Below are 22,148 nucleotides of genomic sequence, written 5' to 3' on the forward strand. Positions count from 1 at the left end.
TATACCGCTCTTGCTACTTCTTCGGGATCGCCTTGTCCTGCACCTGCGGCGGCGCGTTCACCGGCGTCGAGGTGGGGAACCGCTGTCCGCGAGTGGCGCCAAAGGGCCGTTCGCTGAACACTGTCCAACGCCTCGCCTGCCGCTCGTCCGCGCTGTGCTTCGTAGCGTCCCACATGTCTGCGGAAAGACCGTTCAGGTCGTACACGATCTTGCCGTCTTTCACGGTCATCTGACACACCAGCTTCTGTGTGCCCATCATCTTGGTGTTGTACATATCCACGAACCCGAAGTTGCCGTGATCGACGGATAGCACAGCCACGTCGGCAATGCCGCCGACGGAGAGGTTGCCGTACTGCTCCTGCCGGATCTCATGCGCCGGATGCGAGGTCATCTGCGCGATCACTTCTGGGACCGTCTCGCCCAGCACCAGCAGCTTGTCTGCCACGTTCAGCAGGTCCTTCATTCCATTGTTCATCGACCCAACGTGCAGGTCGGTCGAGATGGAATCCGGCTTGTAGCCTGACGCTACGATCGGCTTCGCTACCGTCCAGGCAAAGCTGCCGCCCCCGTGGCCCACGTCGCAGTAAATGCCACGCTGCCGCATGACCAGCAACGCTTTGGACGGGCCGCCGGTCTGCGGGTCCTGCTCGTTGCGCAGACCGCTGAAGCAGTGGGTGTAGATGTCGCTGGGGCGCAGATGGCTCTCGACCAATTGCAGCAGGGGACGCTCAATGCGGTTCGCACCAAAGTCGATCATCACAGGGATGTGCGCGATGTCCTCGGCGATCTGCGCTTGGTCGTACGGCTTCCATTCCGGCCCGGTGAAGTGCGCGCTTTTGATGCCGACGATCACGCCCGGAAATTTCAGCGCCTTTTCGCCGGTCAGCTTGCCGTCCATGTCGTCCAGGTTGTCTTCGTACTTGGCGCCACGCATGCCCGAGCCGACGATGTTCAGTTCGGCGAGAACGCGGGTGCGGCTGCGGTCGATGATGCGGTCTTTGAAGTCGTCGAAGTTGCGCCAGCCAGAGCTGCCCGCGTCCACGATCGTGGTCACGCCATTGCGCAGCGTAAAGCCATCGGGCATCACAGACAGGTCGCCGGCGTAGGAGTTCTTCTCGCCGGTACCGGTGTACACGTGCGTGTGCAGGTCGATGAGGCCGGGCGTGATGTAGTAGCCCTGGACATCAACAGTCTTCAGCGCGTCCTTCGGATTCAGGTGTGCGCCTATGGCGGCGATCTTGCCGTCCTTGATGCCAACATCGCCACTCATGTCGACGTGGTTCTTGTCATCCAGCACGTGGCCATTAGTCAGGAGGAGATCGTAGGGCAGGGGATTCGGCGGCAGAGCCGGACCGCGAACCGGGCCTTCCTGCGCTCGCACCGCCGCAGCGCTCAACAGCAGCGCTGCACACATCCACTTGCCAACCACGCCACACACCGAACGCATCAAGCTCACTCCCAGTTCTGTCTCTTACCGTTCTACGCCTTTGCCTTGGGCCTTTGCAGGCGACGCGTTACGCCCGCGTCGCCGTGAAGGTCGCCTTGCCGTACTCACCCAGGTTCACGTCGCCGGAGAAGGTGTTGCCGCTCACCGCCCCGCTGAAACTAAAGCGCACATCCTGCCCGTTCGCCTTCATCACCGAGTTCAGGAAGGCGTGATCGCCCTTCACCTCGCCCGCGATCTTCGTGGTGTAGATCTCGCCCTTCTGCTCGCCGGTGATCTTATCGCCCTGCTGCTGCAGCGTGAAGACCTGATGGCCCACACCCAGGTTGTAATGAACCTCCACGTTCCAGCGGCCGTCCAGCTTGGCCGCCGGTCCGCCGTACACGGGCACCTTCGGCACCTCGCCCGGGTTCTTCAGGTAGTGAGCGATCGTCTCCGCCACCACCTTGTACTCACCTGGCTGCAGCATGTACGGCATGATGCCGACGGACGATTCCATGTGGTCCGGCCGCATGCCCGACCCGCCATCCACCAAGATGCGGGGCGTGCCCTTGTCCAGCTTCTCCACCAGCTCGGTGCCGGTGATGCCTACCTTGCTGCCGTCCCACTTGATGCGCAGCGTTGGCGCGCGGTTCGACAGATCTTCGGACGGCATCTTGATTTCGGTCGTCACGGTCGGAATGCTCTTGACCGCGTCGGCGATGGCCTGGTCCCACTGCAGCCACTGCTTCTGCTCGGCGTCGTGATCGCGCTTGTACCACATGCGCACAGCGGCCAGCATACCCATGGCTTCTTCCTTGCCCACCTTCAGCGCGCGGCCCCAGTTGTGGTGCGGCGCAGCGTTCCAGAACGCGGCGGCGACCAGATCCTTGGGCCCCAGCAGAACGCCGGCAGTCTGCGGCCCACGCATGCACTTGCCGCCCGAGTAGCCAACGAATGTTGCGCCCGCGGCCAGGTGAATGTTAGGCACGACAGGCTCTTCAGCGGCGGCATCCACAAACACCGGCACGCCTTTTTCCTTCGCAATCGCGCACACTGTCTTGACCGACAGCGGCTCCTGGAACATGCGTGGACCGGAGTACAGGTAGATCATGGCGGTGCGCTCGCTCAGCTTCGAGCGCAGCTCGTCGTCGCTCTCCACCTCCACAATTTCAGGGCCCGACATGCGCGTGCCGAAGTCGTACGGGTTGCGCGAATACTTCGGGATAATCACCTGGTCCTTCTTGCGGATGTAGGGAAACGCCTGCGACTCTTCGGGATCGGTGCCGCACATGCAGGCAACCGTGGCGAGTGCAATGGCCGCTTCGCAGCCGCAGGTGACGATAGCCGAAGGCGCACCCATCAGCTTCGCGATCTCCGATCCCACGGCAGGCATCAACTCGTCCAGGTGAACGTAGTAGCGCGAAGCCTCAAACATCGCCTGCTTCACCTCCGGCAGCGACTGTGAGCCGGTGATGATGGTGAACGTGCCACGCGCGTTGATGATGGGCCGCACGCCGATCTGCGTGTACAGGTTGTCGGTCGGCGTTCCTTTCGCCGTCAGCGTAGTGACGGTTTGTGGCTCCACCACTCCGCCGCTCTGCGCATCCATGGCAATGGGCGCGAGCATCGCCGTGGCGGAAAAGATGCCGGAGTTCTTCAGCATCTGGCGGCGCGACAGGCGCCCTGCAGTAAGACCGTTGACCAAGGACACGCGAAGACTCCTCATCTTTCTTCATGAATGCAGCGGGAAAGCATGAACCCTGCCGGCACATACCCGCAGGGTTCCTGAACACTACAGGGCAGCGATACAGTCGATCTCGACGAGCGAATCGCCGGGTACGCCGTTGACGACAGCGACGGTAGTGCGAACCGGCGGCTCCGCACCGAAGCGTCCCAGGAACACCGAATTCATGCGTTGGTAGTTCGCCAGGTCGCTCAGGTACACGTTAACCTTTAGAACCTTCTCCATCGACGAGCCAGCGGCCTTCAGGTTCTCTTCCAGCTCATCCAGGACGTGCTTGGTGTGCTCTTCAATGGTGCCCTTGAAGTGCGCTCCCACCCCGGCCAGAAATACCAGGTTGCCAAAGGTGACGATGCTGTTGAACAGCGGCGGCTTCGCAGCCGAGGGGGCAGGCTTCTGGTCCTGGGCCGAGGCCGGCGGTCCGCCCTTGTGCACAATCTTCTTGATCCACTCCACGTTGGGGGACTGCGCCTCGGCACTTGGCTCAACCTTCGCCATGGCTGCTACGCCGGCGGTTGCCGCCGCTGCGCCTTTCAACAGATTCCTGCGGCTCTGCTTCTGCATGGTGCTCGCTCCCTCTAGGTTGCGTGATCGTTTTGCGGTTGAGTTCAGGCCTTCGTCGGTTGGCTGTTTCCAAGCAGGGCAGTGCGCAATGCTCTGCCCACCACTCTGTCTTCGCCGGGCTGCAGCATCCACACGCCCACCACTAAGGTATTCGCGTCGGACGGGATACCCTGGTTCGCGGGCCGGCAACTGTTCGGGTTTAACTCGATCGACGGTGTTCCTGCGCGCACGGCTGTGAGCACCGCTGACGCAGGCACCCGCGACACCGCCGGGTCCACGCGAACGAGCAGGTGCGGCACGTGGTTCGCGATGTGGGGGGTCACTGTTTCTGTGCGGACTCCAGGCAGGCCGCGCAGCGTCGACGCAATCAGGTCGGCGCGCTCCTGGTAGTTGCCCTGCATCTGCTCTTCCGTATGCGACAGGACCCAGTCGACCGCCGCAACCATGCCGACAATCTGTTCCTTCGCCACCTTCATGCCTCGGCACACACCATCGTTGGGATTGTTGTTGGCGTGCGCCAGGTCGGTCAATCGCTTCTTGCCCAGCAAGACACCGGCGTTCTGTGGACCGCGGATGCCTTTACCGCCGGAGAACGAGACCAGGTCGAACCCCATGCCGGTGTACTTCCACAGGTTTGAGATTGGCGGCATGTCTGCCGCGGCGTCGATGTGGCACGGAATCCCGTAATCGTGCGCCACGCGCAGCCATTCCTCGCGGCCGATCTGGGCCGGACCTTCCGGGCCAATCTCATCTTCGGCGGCGTTGAAGAAGTTCGTCATCACCGCATCGCCTGCACCGCAGGCGCGCTTGTAGTCGTCCATGGTCAGTACTTCGGTGATGCGAGCGCCCGGCGTGAAGATCGCGTGATCGTAGCCGTAGCGATGCGCCCGCTGCACGATCACCTGCTTCTTCGCGGTGCCAAGATTTTGCGGCATATCTGTAATCTGCAGCTTCGGGTTCGCCGCCTGCAAACAGGCTGCCGTCGCCAGCGTGATTGCGCTGCTGGCTCCGCAGGTAACCACCGCACCTTCGCACCGCAGCCGCTGCGCAAGGTACTCGCCGGCCTTCTGCTGCAGGTCGTGCAACCTGACCGGGTGCAGTGCCGCCACGCGAACGGCTTCGACCACCTCGGGCGGCATGCACGCCGCGGTCAACGCCGTGTATGTTCCAGCGGCGTTAATGATCTTTGTGACTCCGAGCTCGTCGTAGTAATCCACGCCGGCGGGCGCAATGGCTGCAGCAGGCGCGGTCTGCGCCGCTGCACCTGCTGACCTGAGCGAAGCGGCTAGGGCGCCAAGCGCGCCCACAAAGCCGCGCCGCGTTACCGGGTGCAAACGAAATGACGGGAACGAACGCACAGTGGTCCAACCTGACAATTCGGGGAAGAAACGAGCGGCCGGCCGCATGGGCAGACAAACCGCTCAAGGCAAAAGGCTGTTACGCCTTTGTAATCGAAGCGAGGGAACCCTTGCACAGGGCATCTGTCCTAGTTGGCCAGATAACCCCGGACAGTCCCCCGACACGGACAACTCTCGCCCGGAAAAGCGCCGCCGCTAGATCCGCCCGAACTGCTTCACCGCTTCCACGATCGAGTGGAACTTTTCGATGTACGGGTACATGCTGTGTTCGCTGAAGTCGAGCTGCTGCGCCTTCACCAGAATTTCTGCCGCGTGCGACCGCGGCACAACTACCACGCCGTCCTGGTCGGCCACGATGATGTCGTTTGCTTCCACGTGCGTGCCCGCTACGTCCAGCGGGATGTTCTTGCCGCCGAACCGATAGTGCCCCACGGATGTGGAAGGCACCGGCCCCGTCGCAAACACAGGGAAGCCGATCTTCGTCAGTTGTGGGATATCGCGCACACCACCGTCGACCACCGCGCCGGTAAAGCCGCGATTGAACATCGCCGTGCCCATCAGTCCACCCATGCCCGCGATGTCCGCTCCGTCTTCCACCTTCATCACGTACACCGAACCCGGACCGCCGCTATCGATCGCCTCCAGCATGCCGCTCAACGCGTTTGGATCCTTGTTCTCTTCTTTCTTCAGCAGCACCGTCAGCGCAACGCCCGCAAACTTCGCCGGGAAGATCGCGCGCTCGGTGTGGCTCATGTAGTGCTTCTCATGCAGGATCTGCTCTTCCGCATCGCTCACGGACGCGGCCTCCACATGCTTGTACGCGTCCAGCATGCGCGGCAGGTCCTTCGCATAGTCCGCCGCGGTCAGCGGAGTGTCCGCGTGCAGCGCCACCGTTCCAGCAGCCGCCAGCAACACTGCCGCGCTCAGGCACGCCCACGTCATCGATCGCACGTTCTTCAAAGCTCTACCTCAAACCTTTCAGTCGCAACCATGCTCGCACAACACCCTCAGAAACGGTTCAGCCGCCATCGTAAGCGGAGGGCGGCTGAACCAGTTCGACGTGTAAAGAACGCGTTTAGAAGTTGATCTTGCCCGCCAGTTGCAGCGTGCGTGGCGTGTAGCCGGTGGCTGTGCTGGTGATCGTACCGAAGTTCGAACTGGCGAAGTTCGGCGTCGTCGAGAGCACACCGTTTACCGGCGCAAACGCATTGGGTAGCGTCGCGTTCGGGTTGCCGGGGTTGGAGGAGTTGAACAGGTTGAACGTCTCGGCGCGCAACTGGATCTTCAGCCGCTCATAGATCTGGAAATCCTTGAACAGCGAGAAGTTCACGTTGCGGAATCCGGGTCCTTTCAGGTCGTTGCGGTGCAGGTTGCCAAAAGTACCAGCCAGCGGGATGGAATACGCCGAACGATCAATGCAGGTTGTTCCGTTGATGCGGGTACCGATGCCGCAGTTCGCCGTACCGATCTTTACGGCGTTCGGTCGCTGGGTTCCAATGCCGAGGACGTGCGCGCGATCATCGCTGATCGACACGTTGAACGGGATGCCGCTTTGCAATGTCACGATCGCGTTTGCGTGCCATCCGCCTAGCAGCGAGTTGCCGATCGAGCCAAACTTGTGGAAGTCCGGCATAGCGTATGTCACGGTTCCCACGAAACGGTTGCGGATATCCCAGTTCGAGTTGCCGTAATCCGCGCGCAGGTTGTTCTGGATCATAGCCGTACCGCCGCCATTGGCGTCGTTGGACGTGTCCATGTTGTGCGCCCACGTGTAACCGATCTGCGCATCCAACCCCTTGTAGGTGCGCTGGCGGAAGATTGCGGTCAGGCCGTGGTATGTGGAAAAGCTGTCGTTGTTGATCGAACGAATCTGACCGAACAACTGATAGGGACGGTTCGCATTGCTGGTCGCCCCTACTGCTGGGGCCGGCTGGTTCGGGTAGTACGAGCGATCCAGGTAGATGCCCTTGGAGCCCAGGTACTGCAGTTCAAACGCGCCGCCGTTCCACAGCTCCACACCGGTGTCGGCATTCCACTGATACAGGCGTGGTGTGGGCAGGTACTTGTTGTCCGTGAACGCACTCACGTACGTTCCGGGAATGCCCGCGATCGCTGGCCCAGTAGACTGGCCGCCGGTGGGGTTCGCAAACGTCAGGTTGCCGGTCGCGCTGTTGTTGCGCGTGTACACCACCGAAGCCGCAAGCGGGAAGTTGGTCGACGCCAGCGTGAAGGCATTCATGTGATTCGGGTTGTAGTAAATGCCGCCGCCGCCGCGGAAGACAATTTTTTCATTTGCGCGGTAAGCAACGCCCAGGCGCGGCGAGACCAGGTTCAGGTTCGAGTCGTGGAACTTGAAGCCGGGCGTGGGAACGAAAGTCGCGCCGGTTGTCGCGTTGCTGGTCGGAATGAGCGCCGTGTAGCTGGAGTTCAGAATGCGGGCGTAACCGTTCAGCGAGTAGGGAACCAGCGGCAGTTCATAGCGCACGCCATACTGAACCGTCAGCTTCTGGCTAGCCTGCCAGTTGTCCTGGATGAAGAAGCCGTTGCGCCACTCGGCTACGGAACCCTTCACCTGGAAGACCGGCGTCGTGGTCTGGAACACATAGCCCGCGATGAAGTCTGCTGCCGCGTCACCCGTCACGCCACCGTTGAAGTTGAATTGTCCGCGCGGCGTGTTGCCCGCGGCACGGCCGATGGACATCTTGCGAATGTCTGCGCCAGCCATCACGTTGTGTTTGCCGAACATGTAACTGATCTGGTCGTAGCCGTGCAGAGTGCGGTCGTCCTGGAACCAGTTCGTACCTTCCGCACCAAAGCCCTGGTAGGTGCCGATTAGCACTGTCGGAATACCGGGGTTGTTGTTTGCGGTGTCTGCGTTGAATCCCGGGATGCCCAGGTTGGTTCCGGCCTGGGTCAGGCCGTTGTTATAGAAGTAGTTCAGCGTGTTCGAGTTGAAGCGGTTGAAACCGAGCCGCAGGTCGTTGATCAGCCTTGGGGTGATCAGGTAAGTGAGACCCAGAACGCCGTTGCGGTTGCGGGTGGGCGTGGTACTGCCGGAGGTGGCAACAATGTTGCCATTTACACCGTCAATCTTTTGCCAATCGTAACGGCCGAAAATGCGCAGCTTCTCGCTGAATGCATAGTCCACGCGATCCAACGTCTGGTCCTGGTTGAATTGCGTCGCCACGTTCTGAGTGATGTTGTTTGTGTTGCCGCCCACGGTTGGATTCGCGTAGTACTGCAGGAATCTCGTTGCAAACGGCGAAACCGGAACCTGGTTATTCGGGTAGGGCTGGCCAGTCGCCGGGTTGGTCAACGGCTTGCCAAGACTGGAGAAGTCGCCGTTGCGGAAGGCCGTTGGAATCAACGTCGCGACGACCGGGCTCTGCTGATTCGAACGAATGCCTTCGTACGATCCCATGAAGAACAGCTTGTCCTTGAGGATGGGACCGCCGATCTCGCCGCCAAATTGGTTGAAGCGCACACGCGGCTTGGCCTGGGTCGGGCTGGCGAGGAAGCTGCGCGCATTGAACGCATCGTTCTGCACGTAATCGAACACCGTTCCGTGGAACTGGTTCGTTCCGGCCTTGGTGTCCACGTTGATGTGAACGCCCATGTAGGCGCCGTACTGCGCGGTGTAGTTGCCAGTCTGGGTCTGCACTGCGCCCACCGCGTCCGCGTTCGGCGTCACGGGCGAGCTGGAGATCAGCGAGTTCATGATCGTGATGCCGTCCAGCGTCAGCGAATTCGTCACTTCGCGCGTACCGGCGCCGATGAAGTTGGCTCCCGGCGGTGTTCCGGTATAACTGGTTTTGGGTCCGACGATGATGCTCGGGTTGGTCGCCGCCAACTCCAGCACACGGCGCCCGGCGATGGGCAGGTTGGCTACCTGATCCGCGCGCAGAGTTTCGCCAACCACAGCATCGTCCGTCGAAAGGGCGGGGGTGTCCGCGCTCACGGTCACCTCGGTCGACTCGCTGCCTGCCTTCAGCTCCACGTCCGTACGCACGGCCAGGTTCAGCGTTACCAGCACGCCGCTGGCCAGGGTCCTGCTGTAGCCGGACTTCTCCACGGTCACGTCGTAGGTTCCTGGCTGCACGAACTGGATGTTGTAGAACCCTCCGTTGTTGGTCGTGCCGGGGTACGCGACCTTGGTGGCGCGATCGACGGCGACTACCTTGGCACCCGCGACCACGCCGCCGCTGGCGTCGGTTACGGTTCCAACCAGGGCGGTATTGTTGGCGACCTGCGCACTACACGCAGAAACGGCGAGCAGGACCGGGATGCTGCGAAGAAATTTGTGGTTCACGGAAACTTCCTTTCAGCGCAAGTCGTCTCTTGAACGCGAAGTCTTCTCGCGCCGCAATGAGCGATTCTGCGGTGTCGTACGGATACCGCAATGTCACCTGAATTTCACGCCGCTGTCATCGGCCCCATGCCCCGCCTCGTTGTAGGTCATATGGCCTACAACGACGCTCCTGCTGAAACCTATGCGGGATCCAGGTGCACCAGGCCGCGCTGCAAGGCGTAGATCGTCGCCTGTGTGCGATCCCGCGCTCCTAGTTTGTCGAGCACCGCACTTACGTGAATCCTCACTGTTTTCTCGGCAATGCCGAGCTCTTCCGCAATCTCGCGATTGGAAAAGCCGCGCGTCACGCATTGCAGCACCTGCGATTCGCGTGGTGTGAGCGATACGCCGGGCATGCGCTCCGCCAACCGGTGCAGCGCGACCTGTGGCAGGTAACGGGTCCCACGATGCACGCTCTGTAGCGCCTGGATCACCTGCTCACCGCTGGCGTCTTTCGCCAGGTAGCCCATGGCACCAGCCTGCATCGCGCGATAGATGTCTTCCGAGCCCTGGTAGTTCGACAAGACTACGATGCGCGCACGGTATTGCTCGCGTAGCCGACTAATCACCTCAAAGCCGCTCATCTGCGGCAGCCGCAGATCCAGCACCACTACGTCCGGCCGCAAGAGGGCGTACTGCTCAATGCCCGTTTCGCCGTCCGGCGCTTCGCCCACAATCTGGATGGAGCTGTGCTTCGACAGTACGGAGTGCAACGCCATGCGCGCCAGGAAATGATCCTCCACCAGGAGAACGCGAATGGAGTTCTTCGCGGTGTTCGCCTTTTGCGCCGTGGTGGCGTGATCGAGGTCATTGCCTCCCGAATGCGATCGTCCATTCCACATCGTCATCTCTGCTCCTGTCACACACCGATCCATCGAACCACGGCGGGCTGCTGCACCGAGGGTTGCTGAATCCCTCGAAACTTGACAGTGACCACCACCTCGGTTCCTTTGTTGACGGCGCTCGTCAGCCGCAGTTGTCCACCCAATTTGCGGGTACGTTCTTCCATAACGGAGATGCCGAAGTGCCCGGCGCGCACCTGCCGGTCCTGCACCACGAAGCCGCAGCCATCATCGCGCACGCTCAGCGATAACGAATCTGCGCTGTACTCCAACTCCACCTGAATTGACGACCCTCCCGCATGCCGCAGCGCGTTCGTCATCGCCTCCTGACCGATGCAGGTGAGGTGGTGCACTGCTGACGGCGACAGGTTTACTTCTTCGCCCACCACGGTCAGCGAGGCCTGCAGGTCGTCACGCATGCGGTGCGCATCCATGGCATCCGCTAATGACTCCGACAGCAGATTCGTAATGCGGTCGGAGTTGCGCAGGTCCCAAATGATGCGTCGCGCCTCGGCCTGGCAGTGCCCCATCATGCTGCGCGCCAGTTCCAGCGACTGCAATGCCTCGCGTTGCTCCGGCGCATCGTTGCTCATCTGCTGCGACGTAGCCTCTAACTGCCAGCTCACCGCCGCGAATCCGGCCATGAGCGTGTCATGGCACTCGCTGGCGATGCGGTTGCGCTCGTCTAGCACCATGGCCATCTGCCCCTTCAGCAACTGGTCGCGTTGCCGCAGCAGTTGCACGCACACCGCGATCAGGAAGGCACAGACCATGACTGCCGCGTACCAGGTCTGGTAGAAGAACGGTTTCTGCACTACGTGCAATGTCGCCATCTGGGATGGCCACCCACCGCCCGGCAGCGCAGCCTGCACCTGAAACTGATAATCGCCCGGCGACAGCATCCAGAAGTGCGCCGAGCTGGAGCGCGTCTCCGTCCAGTCGTCGGATAATCCCGTCAGGCGGTATCGGAAGATCTGCGGCCGCAGCAGCGCCTGCTGTCCACCGCCGGCATGGAAAAACACAATCAGTTCCGGATGCCCGGGCTGCAATGTCAGTGTGTCTTTGCCAGACTCAGTTGGCGCCAGTTCACTACCAAACGACCAGCCATCGATGCTCGCCGCTCCCGGAGCATTACCCTGCGCATGCAGGCAGGGTAGTGCCTCCAGCGATAGCAGCAGCAATAACAGCGTTCGGACAAACCTGGTCACGGTGCAATTAGCGCACCACACTCCCGGCAGGGTTGGCAAGGCTTCTCAGCTCTGGCATCGCTTCGGGAGCCGGATTTTCCAATGCGCGCTCAGGGTGCACGACGAACCAGCACAAAGCTCCGACAACCGCCATGACCGCCGCGACGCCGAACGAACTGGTCCATCCAAATCGCTGCGCGATCCACGGCGTCAGCGATGCTGTCAACGCGCCGCCAAGCTGGCCGCCCATGTTGACCAGCGACGAGAACACGCCCGAACTCTTACCTGCGATGTCTACCGAAACCGACCAGAACGTGCTCTGCGACACGTACAGCGCACCTGCTCCACCGGCCAGGATAATGCCCGCAAACACGGGGCTGGCCACTTGCGACCCAAGCACCAGGAACAGCGCAGTGACCAGCATGGCAGCCGAAGCGAGATAGCAGCGGCCCACACGCAAGCCGCGAGTGCTCGTGAGCCGGTCGCTGAGCACACCCCCAACCAAGCTGAAGATCGTCATGCACAGGAAGGGCAGCATTGCGTAGCGCGCACTCGACTTCAGGTCAAAGCCCCGCACCTGGGCCATGTAGAGAAAAAACCAGCTAAAGAACACCCACGCGATGTACCCGAAACTGAAATAGCCGACCATCAATGCGGCCAAATCTTTGCGGTGGAAGATCGCGCGCCAGGAGATGGTAGGTGCCTTTTCCTCGGCCCGTCCCTGCTGGGGCAAGTCGTACGACAGCCCCTCCTGGATCTCCTGCAACTCCTTGCGCGAAACACCCAGGTGTTGCTCCGGTGTGTCCCGCGCGAAGACCCACCAAACCGTTCCGGCGATCGCGCCCACGCCCGCACTGAACCAGAAGGCCGAGCGCCATCCGTGCTCGGTGATCATCCACGTGAGCAGCGGCGGGGTAAGGCCGCTACCCGCGCCGACGCCGGCAAAGATGAGGCCGTTGACAAAGCCGCGTTCGCGCTGCGGAACCCAGCGAGCAACAAATTGATTAGCCGCGGGATACACCACGGCCTCCCCTGCGCCCAAGAGAAACCGAATCGCGATCAGCCACAGCAAGGTGTGCGGGATTGTCGTCGGCAGCATCGCCGTGAGTGCCGTTGCGATGCACCACCACAGCACGCCCATGGTCAGCACCACGCGCGGACCGAAGCGCGCACTCAAAATGCCTGCGGGGATTTGGAAGCCGGCGTACCCGATCAGGAATGCCGAGAAAATCCACCCCAGCCGCTGGTTATCGATGCCGTATTCATGAATGATTTGCAGCCCGGCGATGGAGATGTTGGTGCGATCCAGGAATGCGACACCGCTCAGAATGAAAAGCCAGAACGCTAAGAACATCCGAACCCGGCTGGTTCGTACCAACGACATACACCTGCTCCAGGCACCTCCTGTAACGCCACCGAAGGTGGCAGGACGCACTCCAGCATGGAAACAAATATCGTCAGCTTTCGCCTAGGGCATTTGCATTACCCGTTCGGGAAAGCTGGCTCCTAAGCTCGGAGAGTGCTTACGTTTCGACGGCAGGGATGCTCTAATCTCCCCGCCCAGCCCGAAGTGCGCCGCTTCCTAATTCGACTCAGAAGTCCGCTGCCGCTCGCCGCATTCCTAACGCTCGCGGCCGCAAGCTGCGCAACCAACATGGCTTTGGCGCAGAAGCCAGCTGCGCAGTCCAGCGGCGAGACCACCACTCGAAACGCACAAACGGACAACCGGCCGGAGCGCCTCGAATGGTTCCGCGACCAGGGCCTCGGCCTGTTCATTCACTGGAGCATCGACTCCCAGCTCGGCCTCATCATCAGCCACTCGCTCGCTGGCAGCAGCCACGACTACGCCAGCCGCTTCTACAGTGACCTGCCGAAGACCTTCAACCCGACCAGCTTCGACCCCGACCGTCTGGCTCGTCTCGCGCGCCTCGCTGGCTTTCGCTACATGGTCTTCACGACCAAGCACCACAACGGCTTCGCGATGTGGGACACCGCGACGACCGACTTCAGCATCACGCACACTCCGTACCGGGCCGACATAACGCAGCGGCTGCTGACCAGCTTCCGCGCGCAGGGCATCGCCACCGGCCTTTACTTTTCGCCTGACGACTTCCACTGGCTCTTTCAGAACGGCAAGCCAATCCAGCGCCTCGTTCCACAGGTGCAGCCCAAGGCGAACCCCGGCCTCATGCAGCTCGACCAGCAGCAGGTGACTGAGCTGATGACTCGCTACGGCCCGATCCGGGTATTCTTCTTCGACGGCGAGGCCACCGGCCTGCGTGACATCGTCTGGCGTTCGCAGCCGGATACGGTCGTCACGCGCGGCGCCTTAGAAACGCCGGAGCAGAACGTGCCCGGCGCACCGCTCGCCGGCGCTTGGGAAGCCAACATGACTCTGGGCACCGCATGGGGCGATCAGCCCACGGACGACGTGCTCAAGCCCGTCGATGAGGTGGTCCGCACGCTCGTTCACGTGCGATCGCGAGGTGGCAATCTGCTGCTCAACGTAAGTCCCACGGCTGAGGGCGCGTTACCCGCCGCACAGGAAGCGACCATTCGCACGCTCGGCTCGTGGATGTTCGTCAACGGTGAAGCGATCTACAGCACGCGGCCTTGGGTGGTGACGAATGAGGGCGACCTATGGTTCACCCGATCGAAGGACGGGCACTCGCTTTACGTGATCGTGGACGGCGCAGCCAATACAGCCGGCTGGAGGCGCGGCGATCGTCGCGAGTTCGTTCTCAAGACCGTGCGCGCCACTTCCGCCACGCGCGCCAGCGTCCTGGGCCAAAGTGACGAACTGGTGGAGTACCGCCCGGAGATCGACGCGAGAAGCCGCATCGAGCAGAAGCCCGACGGCCTGCACGTCTCCGTCGTTCGCGCACAACGCATGCGCGACAGCGATCAGTGGCCGCTGCCCACCGTCATCCGCCTGACCGACGTCGCCGAAGCCTTTACGCCACCAGAGGTCCGTACCTTGCCACCCAGGCGCCAGCCGGATGGTACGGTTCAGCTTCGTGGCGAATGGACCTCCAACGAATCGAGCACCGCCGCCCACGGCGCAACATTCAGCTTCGAGGTCCGCGACATCACCGGCGAAGACAAGCAGTCACGCTTGCGGGGCTGGTCGCATCTGCCGTCACAACCCGCGCCACAGCCCGGCGCCTACACTGCCAGTTTCACGCCGGAACCCGGCCACCAGTACGAGGTCCGCTCCGTCCTCGCGCACCCTCTGCTCACGCTCTACGGCCCGGTTGTCCCGCTCCAGTAACCGCGCGCGGAGCCTCCGCGTCGCTGAGTCATGATCTTTTCGGAGGCTTGAATCCACGACCGGTTAGGGTCTGCGGATTTCGGGTCAGGAAAGGTTTTGGAGTTCCTGGCGGGCCGCGGCGGAGACGGGATCGTTCTCGTCGGCATTGTGCCGGAGATCGAGGCATGCGACATAGGCGCGGCGGGCTTCCGCATTCTTGCCAAGGGCGGCGTCGGCACGTGCTAGGCCGAGCCAACTGAGCGGATAGGCGTAGCTGCTATCGAAGCCAGGGTGCTCGACGGCTTTGCCGAAGTGAACCGCGGCATTCGCGGGATCGTGGAGGGCGAGATAGGCGGACCCGCGCAGGTAGGCGATCTGGGCGTCAACATGATCGAGGACACCTTCGGCGTTTAGAGCGTCGAGCGCCTTCTGCGGCTGACCGGTGGCCAGCTCGCCCATCGCGACGATCATGGGGGCGTACAGCAGATGCCACTGCGTATCGCGTTCGCGCTTGTGGAGTTCGGCGTCCAGAAGGCGTCTGCTCTGACTCACATCGCCGAGCAGGGCGAGTGACATGAGGTCCGCGGGCTGTTCCGGATCGAGGCGTTCAGCGCGGAAGAGGCGTTCGCCGTCGGCGCGGTCGCCGCTCGCGATCAGTTCCATGGCGTTCACCTTGCGGGCATAGGCCGCGCCGCCTTCGCTTCCTTGCTCCTGGTACGCGACTGCGGCCAGGGCGGTCAGGCGCTGCGCCTCCCGGAAGCGTCCGCCCAGGCGCGCCAGCTCGGCTTCCAGCGTGGGCATGCCGAATCTGCCGGGATGGGTCGCCATCCAGGCTAGCTGCTCCCGGGCAAGTGCGTCGTCGTGGGCGTGCAGGGCGACGCGGGCCAAGGTCATGCGGACGGGTTCCAGCTCCGGCGATCCGGCCAGGCCGCGTTCGGCGGAAAGGCGCGCCCCCGCAAGATCCCCGGTGTGAATCTGCGCCTGAGCCAGACTGGCCCAAATCATGCCGGCATCCGGACGTAGAGCGGCGGCTTTCTGTTCGGCTGCGACCGCGCCCGCGTAGTCGCCAAGCTTGGCCAGGGTTTCGGACAGGGCATCCCACGGATACGCGTTGCGGGGAAACTCTTCGACCCAGAGGCGGCCGTTTCGGAGGGCGGCGTACAGGTCACCGGTGGCGGTGCCCTCATAACGCGCGGTGATGATGCGCTGCGACTGCGGATCGACGTTTTTCCGCAACTCGTAAGCGCGGGTGATGCTCGCGCGGGCGCTTTCGGGATCGTCCAGATTGGATTGGGCGATGCACAGGTTGAAGTAGGCCATCGCGAAGTCGGGATCGATCGTCACGGCTCGGCGGGAGGCCTCGAGCGCCTCGGCGACTTTGCCGGAGTTGCCGAGGATCATGGCTTCGTAGTTGGCTTTGAGCGCTTCCAACGAGACGGTTTCGTAGGTGTAGGCAGGGGTGGTGAAGCGGGCGACGCTCCAGCGGGCCTCGCCAAGCTGGCGCCGGAGGTGGTCGGTGAGGCGGCCCAGAGCGAGCGGCAGGTCCTCGGCGCGGCCCGCCTCCTGCGAGGTCGAGGCGAGGGTTCCGCCGTTGACGCAGCTCACCGCCTCAGCGGTCAGCAGGAACTGCTGGCCGGTATGGGCGAGAACGGCGTGGATGACGGCCTGACTGCTGCTGCGTTCGCAGACTTCGCGGGCCGTGGCGGAGGAAAGCGCTTCACCGTCGGGCCGACGCATGCGACGCAGGGTGTCAGCCACCTGAGACTGGGGTAGCAGCGTCACGAACGGGCTTTGCGCCAGATCGAACCGCAGCGCAGCGCTCAGGGCGTGATCCAGGGTGATGTCGCCAGTGGAGCCTTCCATTGGAGTGAGCACCACCTGGATGGGTGGACCGGAGGTACGGTGTTGCCACCAGCGCCAGCCGATCCAGCCTGCCAGGGCGAGAACGGCGGCAAAAGCGATGGCTGCCGCGGTCCAGAGCGCACCGCGCCGACGCGGCGGTGGCACGTTGACCGGGAACGAGGCAGGGGTGAGAGCGCCCGTTTCGCCGGGGAGAGCTTCGGCAGCCGGAGCGGAGCTGTCATCGATCTCCTCGGTCTCCTCTTCCACCGTGATGCGAGTGATGGACTGCTCGGAGCTAAGGACGAGCCCGGGTGAGGCGGAGTCCACGGCTTCCACGTCGCAAGCCAGCCGATAGCCACGGCCGGGGACGGTTTCGACCAGGCGGGTAGCTTCCGGGTGGCGGGTCATCGCCTTGCGAAGAGTGGAGACCTGCTGGGCCAGGTTGTTCTCGTCGACGAACTGGCCGGGCCAGACGGCGTCCATCAAGTCGTCGCGGGAGACGACGCGCGGGTGGGCACGAACCAGGCAGAGCAGAAGGTCAAATGACCGGCGATGGAGCGTGACCGGATCGGAACCGAAGCGGAGTTGCCACCGATCGCAGTCGAGCTCATAGCCGGCGAACCGGTACAGGGCGGCGCCTGCTTCGGATTTGCCGGATTTCAGGGGGATTTCAGGCAGGTTTGAGGTTTCTTTCAAGCCAGACCTCGACTGTCCGTTGGAACCTTGGGCTCGGAAGGACCGACCCAGCGATGCCGATGTGTGTGCAGCATAGCAGCCTACACGCCTCGCGGGGAGGGGTGCGGGCGATGAAGCGGATCCGGCGCATCACGGTGGAGTTGGTTCGGCAGCGGCTGGTAGTACGAGCCGGTTCGGACGCGTCCGCCATCGTGAACGCCGAGGATGGCGCTCCACGCTCCGACCGACCGGCTGCGTTGGCAAGCGAGCCGGTGGGGGCCTGTCCCCGGTGCGGCACGGAATGGGTGCTGTTGGACGACCGGCGCCTCCTGGAGGACGCTGCCACGCTGCCGGACCTGGAGGCAGCGCTGACGAGCCTTCACCTGCACTTGCACAGCGGCGAGGACGGCCGGGTGTGGGTCTGCCAAGAGTCCTTGCGGATGCTTGCCGAGCAATGGCGAGAGTCCGGTTGACCGGGAAAGCACCATTTGGCGCAGGACGGAACCTGCGCCAGGCCAGTGCCGGGACGAGAATCCGCCTCGGTTTTGAACGACGGAGTCATGAGGAGAAGTTCCATGAAGTGCAAGGTATTTAGTGAGGCACCTGCTCAGGGCAGCAATGCGGGGCGATTCGGACAGGTTGGAAGGGCGGCGCGGCTTGCGATCGGTGTGGTGCTGCTGGCCATCGCTGGATTGAGCCTGGCCGGGCCGGCCGGGGCACAGGCGGCGACCAGCGCGGCGGTCTCGCTGCGGCCGGCGAACCCGACCTTTGCCGACACGGTAACCGTGACGGTGACGGTGGCCGGGGCGGGCGGCCATGTGCCGACCGGGACGGTGACGTATTCGGTGGACGGCGGAACCGCCCAGACCGTGACCGTGGGGACACGCGGAGCGAACGGTGTGGCGTTCCTGCAGGTTGCGCCGCAGCGGCCCGGGTCTCACACGCTGGCGGTGAGCTACGGCGGCGACGCTAATTTCCAGGCCACAGATAGCCAAACGACGCCCTTCACTGTAACGGACCTGCCGGTGGCCGTGATCGGCGGCATTTATGCCCTGAACCCCTTTGTGTACACCCACGTGCAGAACAACGGGTGGAGCTCCTACGGCATATCGGGCGTGGCCGTGGACGGCGGCGGCAACGTCTTCCTGGCGTATGGGTTGACCGGCACGACGCCCGATCCGGGGCTGGCGGAGATCTCCGCGGACCTGAACTACCACGTGCTGCCGGCGACCGGGTTGGGGCGCGACCTGCAGTTGGCGGTGGACGGAAGCGGAACGCTGTACGTTGCGGACCCAAACAACTCGCGCGTGATGAAGTACACGGCGGCAGCGGGGCTGACCGCGCTGAACATCACGGGCCTGCAGCATCCGACGTCGTTGAGCTATGAGGCGTCCAGCAATGCGCTGTATGTGATCGATACGGGTCTCGGCGGGGTTATTCGGTACGACCTCCGCGCCGGAACGCAGACGACGGTGTTCAGCGGTGTGACTGGGCTGGACATGCCCGTGACAACCGACGGCGCTGGCGGCCTGTACTACGCGGTCGGGTTCACGCCGTACTTCCGGGCGACGAACGGTACGGTGACGCCGATCTTTGGCGAGTTCAACCTAGGGCTGTTCGAAGGCTTCAACGACCAGATTCAGGGGCTGGCGTATGACACGCGCCGGCACTGGCTCTACGTCGCGATCGAAGGCGCGAGTCCGGTTGCCAGCACCTTTGTGCTGGATGCGGACGGGCACGTACGGAACCGATTTCCGAACGGGCAGCGAGAAGGGCTGGACACAGCCAATCAGATTGCGGTGAGCGGGGACGGCACCGTCTACGGGACGTCTGAGGTATTTACGCCGGGCGCCGCTGCAAACCTGGGTCCGGACCAGGGACTGGCGCCGAGCGATTCGGCGGTCCTGATGCAGTCCTATGCCGCCGCGAACATGGCGGGGGTGCAGGGTGCGTTCAGCTCTTTGATTCTGGAGTCGCACCACGAACCCGGTATCGGCACTGCTTCGTGGATCGACTTGGACAACCAAAACCCGGTCACGGGCGCTTCTCTGCCGATTCCGGTGTATGGCATCGGATTGCGGCAATGGCTGGCGAGTACGCCCGGTAATGCCGCTTCGCTGCAGATGTCCGTGGGCCGCGCGGGTGGCATCGCGTACAGCGCTCCGTACCGGGGTTATGGCGACACGATTTACGCGTCTGACCAGGCGGTCAACCAGGTGGTGTTCACGCAGTACGAGCCGAACACCGACGGGACGCTGACCTTTTACCGCAGCGGAACAGCGCCTTTCACCGGCCTCGTGCAGCCGGGGCAGTTGGCCGCGATCGGGTCGGGCTACGTGTGGGTGATGGACCAGGGTGCGGCGTCAGGCGGCACTCGGATTCTCCGGCTGGATCCCTCGAACGTGCAGACGGTGGCGTACAGCGCAGCGACGGGCGATCCGGCTGGGCTCCTGAGCAATGTGACGGCGTTCACGGCCGACGGAGCGACGAAGCTGTTTTTGGCCGGTACGGAGAACGGGACCGGCGTGGTCGCGGAGATTGACTCGTTGGGATTGGAGCAGCAGATTGCGACCGGGCTTGGAACGCCGGCGGCGATCGCGGTGGATGCCGGAGGCAACGTGTTCGTGGCCGACACGGCGGGAACGCTGGTGCGCGTGGACCATCACAGCGGTGCCGTGACGACGCTGGCGACTGGGCTGCCGTTGGCGACAGGAATCTCGCTGGACCCGAGTGGGACGGTGTACCTGGCCAGTGCCGGAGCGCCGGCAGTGGTCACGGTGGACCCGTCGGGCAGCAAGGGCAGTCTGCCCGTACCGGGTGTGACGAATGCGGCATTTGCGGTGGAGGACTACACCGGCAACCTGCATGTGGTGGACGGCACAACGGGCACTGCAGTCGCGTATGTGCGATCGGTGTACAACATCGTGAACTTCGGCAACGTGGCGGTGAACACCTCAGCAACGCACAACGCGACGCTGACGAATGTGGGCAATGTCGCGTCGCCAGCACTGCAGTTGGTGCAGGCGACTGGGACGCCCTTCACGATCGCCGCGGGTGCGACGAACGGATGTCCGGTGCAGGGAAGCTCGCAGGCGGGGCTTGCCGTAGGCGCGAGCTGTCAGGTGGCGCTAACGTACGCGCCGACAGCAGTTCACAGCGACTCCGCGCAGATCACGGTGAACTCGGACATCGAAGCGCCGACCTACAACTACGGGCTGCTGTCGTCGGAATACTTCCAGGTGCAGGGCGCGGGCGTTGCGAATGCGGGAGCGCCGGTGCCGGTGCTCACGCCGGCGACGCTCGCGTTCGGCAATGTGACGGAGACACGGACCAGCGCGGTGAGTGTGGCGACGCTGACCAACACCGGCAATGCCGCGCTCACGGTGTCCGGGATCGCGTTGACGGGAACGAGTGCCGGCTCATATCAGCAGACGGCGACGACCTGCGGTGGCACGCTGGCGGCTGGAAGCAGCTGCACGATCTCGCTGACCTGCACACCGAACAGCGCGGGGCCTCAGCCGGCTTCGCTGGTGGTGAGCTTTCCGTCTCCGCTTGCGTCGGTTTCGTCCGCGCTGACGTGCACGGGAGCGACGTCCGCGGCGCCGGGCGCCAGCCTGTCGCCGGCGACGCAGGATTTCGGCAGCCTGACGGTGGGCGCGACGAGTGCGACGGAGACGTTCACGCTCGCGAGTACCGGTACGGCGGCACTAAATCTGCAGTCCATCGCAATCGGCGGTACGGATGCGTCGAGTTTCGTGATCACGGGTGGAAGCTGCTCCACGGCGCAACACGCTACGGTGCGGTCCGCGCGAGGTGGGGTGCGAAGCGCGGCGGCGGTGGCGGCAGGGGCATCGTGCACAGTCACGGTGGTATTTACGCCGGGGCATAGCGGGGCTTCGTCGGCGACGCTAAGCATCACGGATGACGCGGGCACGCAGACTTCGGCGCTGACAGGGACGGGGAATGCGGTAGTGACGACTCCACAGGCGGCGCTGACACCGGGCACCGGTGGGTTCGGCGCGGTGAGCGTGGGCGCCAGTGGAGCGGTGCAGACGTTTACGCTGAGCAACCCGGGAACGGCGACGCTGGCGATTACGTCCATCGGCATTGCCGGGCCGAATGCGAGCAGCTTCCCGATGCAGGGGAACACGTGCGGAGCGAGCCTGGCCGCGGGTGCGAGTTGCACGGTGATGATCGGGTTCACGCCCGCTGCCGCTGGTGCCGTGATCGCGACGCTAACGGTGGTGGATGCGGTTGGAACCCAGACGGCGGCGTTGTCCGGCAGTGGAACGGCGGTGGTGACTGCGCCCTCCGACTTCACCTTGGCGGTGACGCCGAGAGCGGAGACGGGCGCGCGCGGTGCAGCGATGGTGTACACCGTACAGCTACAGTCGGTGACTGCCGCAAATCCGTTCACCAGTGCGGTGGCGCTCTCGGTGGACGGCTTGCCAGCGGGTGCGAGGGCGACATTTGCACCGGCGGCGGTGGTGCCGGGAACGTCGCAGCCTGCGGCGAGCCAGATGACGGTCACGGTTCCGGTGTTGTCGGCCGAGGCGATCCCGGTGCAACGCAACGGAGGCGTACCAGCGGAGCGGCTGGCCTGCTTGCTGGCTCCGGTTGGACTCGCGGCAGCGGCACTGCGGCGAAGGCGTTTCGCCCCTCGATGGCTGGCGCTGCTGTGCCTTGTCGGCATTGGCTTCACGGTGACGGGTTGCGGATCCGGAACGGGATTCGGGCTGCCGGCATCGAGCTCGACGCTGACGGTGACGGGCACGAGCGGACCGATCACGCATACGGCCACAGTCACGCTGACGGTGCGGTAGCCCGCCATTAGAGCGCTGCCGCAGCGAGCGGCAGCAAATCGCCAGAACGCGCGCGAAGGAGACCAGATGTTGTTGAGAACGATAGGAAAGTG

General features: G+C 63.5%; 13 protein-coding genes. 3 read left to right on the plus strand and 10 right to left on the minus strand.

The features are described 5' to 3' along the window. Positions 1-13: 13 nt before the first annotated feature. The 9 genes from OHL12_RS03945 to OHL12_RS03985 form a co-directional block, all read right to left on the minus strand. Positions 14-1,447, minus strand: coding sequence for an amidohydrolase/deacetylase family metallohydrolase (locus OHL12_RS03945; RefSeq protein WP_263412530.1), 1,434 nt, complete (start codon positions 1,445-1,447; stop codon positions 14-16). A gap of 67 nt (positions 1,448-1,514) precedes the next feature. After that, positions 1,515-3,137, minus strand: coding sequence for a Cys/Met metabolism pyridoxal-phosphate-dependent protein (locus OHL12_RS03950; RefSeq protein WP_317889799.1), 1,623 nt, complete (start codon positions 3,135-3,137; stop codon positions 1,515-1,517). Positions 3,138-3,218: 81 nt separating this feature from the next. Next, positions 3,219-3,731 (minus strand): RidA family protein, encoded by a 513-nt coding sequence (locus OHL12_RS03955; protein ID WP_263412531.1) that lies wholly within the window; start codon positions 3,729-3,731, stop codon positions 3,219-3,221. 44 nt (positions 3,732-3,775) lie between these two features. Then, positions 3,776-5,089 (minus strand): selenocysteine synthase, encoded by a 1,314-nt coding sequence (locus OHL12_RS03960; protein WP_263412532.1) that lies wholly within the window; start codon positions 5,087-5,089, stop codon positions 3,776-3,778. 195 nt (positions 5,090-5,284) lie between these two features. After that, positions 5,285-6,040, minus strand: coding sequence for an RraA family protein (locus OHL12_RS03965; protein WP_263415070.1), 756 nt, complete (start codon positions 6,038-6,040; stop codon positions 5,285-5,287). Positions 6,041-6,164: 124 nt separating this feature from the next. After that, positions 6,165-9,398 (minus strand): TonB-dependent receptor, encoded by a 3,234-nt coding sequence (locus OHL12_RS03970; protein WP_263412533.1) that lies wholly within the window; start codon positions 9,396-9,398, stop codon positions 6,165-6,167. Between the two features lie 179 nt (positions 9,399-9,577). Further along, positions 9,578-10,285: a response regulator gene (locus OHL12_RS03975; protein WP_263412534.1), complete on the minus strand. Its 708-nt coding sequence runs from the start codon at positions 10,283-10,285 to the stop codon at positions 9,578-9,580. An 11-nt stretch (positions 10,286-10,296) separates the two neighbouring features. Then, complete coding sequence (locus OHL12_RS03980) at positions 10,297-11,487, minus strand: ATP-binding protein (protein WP_263412535.1); 1,191 nt, start codon at positions 11,485-11,487, stop codon at positions 10,297-10,299. A gap of 7 nt (positions 11,488-11,494) precedes the next feature. Then, entirely contained in the window at positions 11,495-12,850 is a 1,356-nt protein-coding gene (locus tag OHL12_RS03985; protein ID WP_263412536.1) for an MFS transporter, read from the minus strand. Positions 12,851-13,120: 270 nt separating this feature from the next. Here OHL12_RS03985 and OHL12_RS03990 point away from each other — a divergent pair, with 270 nt between their 5' ends. Further along, positions 13,121-14,737 carry an alpha-L-fucosidase gene (locus OHL12_RS03990; RefSeq protein ID WP_263412537.1) on the plus strand — a complete coding sequence of 539 codons (1,617 nt, stop codon included), beginning with the start codon at positions 13,121-13,123 and terminating at the stop codon, positions 14,735-14,737. 84 nt (positions 14,738-14,821) lie between these two features. Here the strand turns inward: OHL12_RS03990 and OHL12_RS03995 are convergent, their stop codons facing one another. Continuing rightward, a complete protein-coding gene (locus OHL12_RS03995; RefSeq protein WP_263412538.1) occupies positions 14,822-17,254 on the minus strand; it encodes a winged helix-turn-helix domain-containing protein in 2,433 nt (810 codons plus the stop codon). Positions 17,255-17,364: 110 nt separating this feature from the next. On the opposite strand from OHL12_RS03995, the gene OHL12_RS04000 reads away from it, so the two are divergent. Then, positions 17,365-17,706: a hypothetical protein gene (locus OHL12_RS04000; protein WP_263412539.1), complete on the plus strand. Its 342-nt coding sequence runs from the start codon at positions 17,365-17,367 to the stop codon at positions 17,704-17,706. Positions 17,707-17,808: 102 nt separating this feature from the next. Continuing rightward, the gene (locus tag OHL12_RS04005) at positions 17,809-22,056 is read left to right on the plus strand and encodes a choice-of-anchor D domain-containing protein (RefSeq protein ID WP_263412540.1); all 4,248 of its coding nucleotides are present in this window, start codon (positions 17,809-17,811) and stop codon (positions 22,054-22,056) included. Positions 22,057-22,148 lie beyond the last annotated feature (92 nt).

It is taken from the genome of Terriglobus aquaticus (genome assembly GCF_025685415.1).
Taxonomy (GTDB): Bacteria; Acidobacteriota; Terriglobia; order Terriglobales; family Acidobacteriaceae; genus Terriglobus; species Terriglobus aquaticus.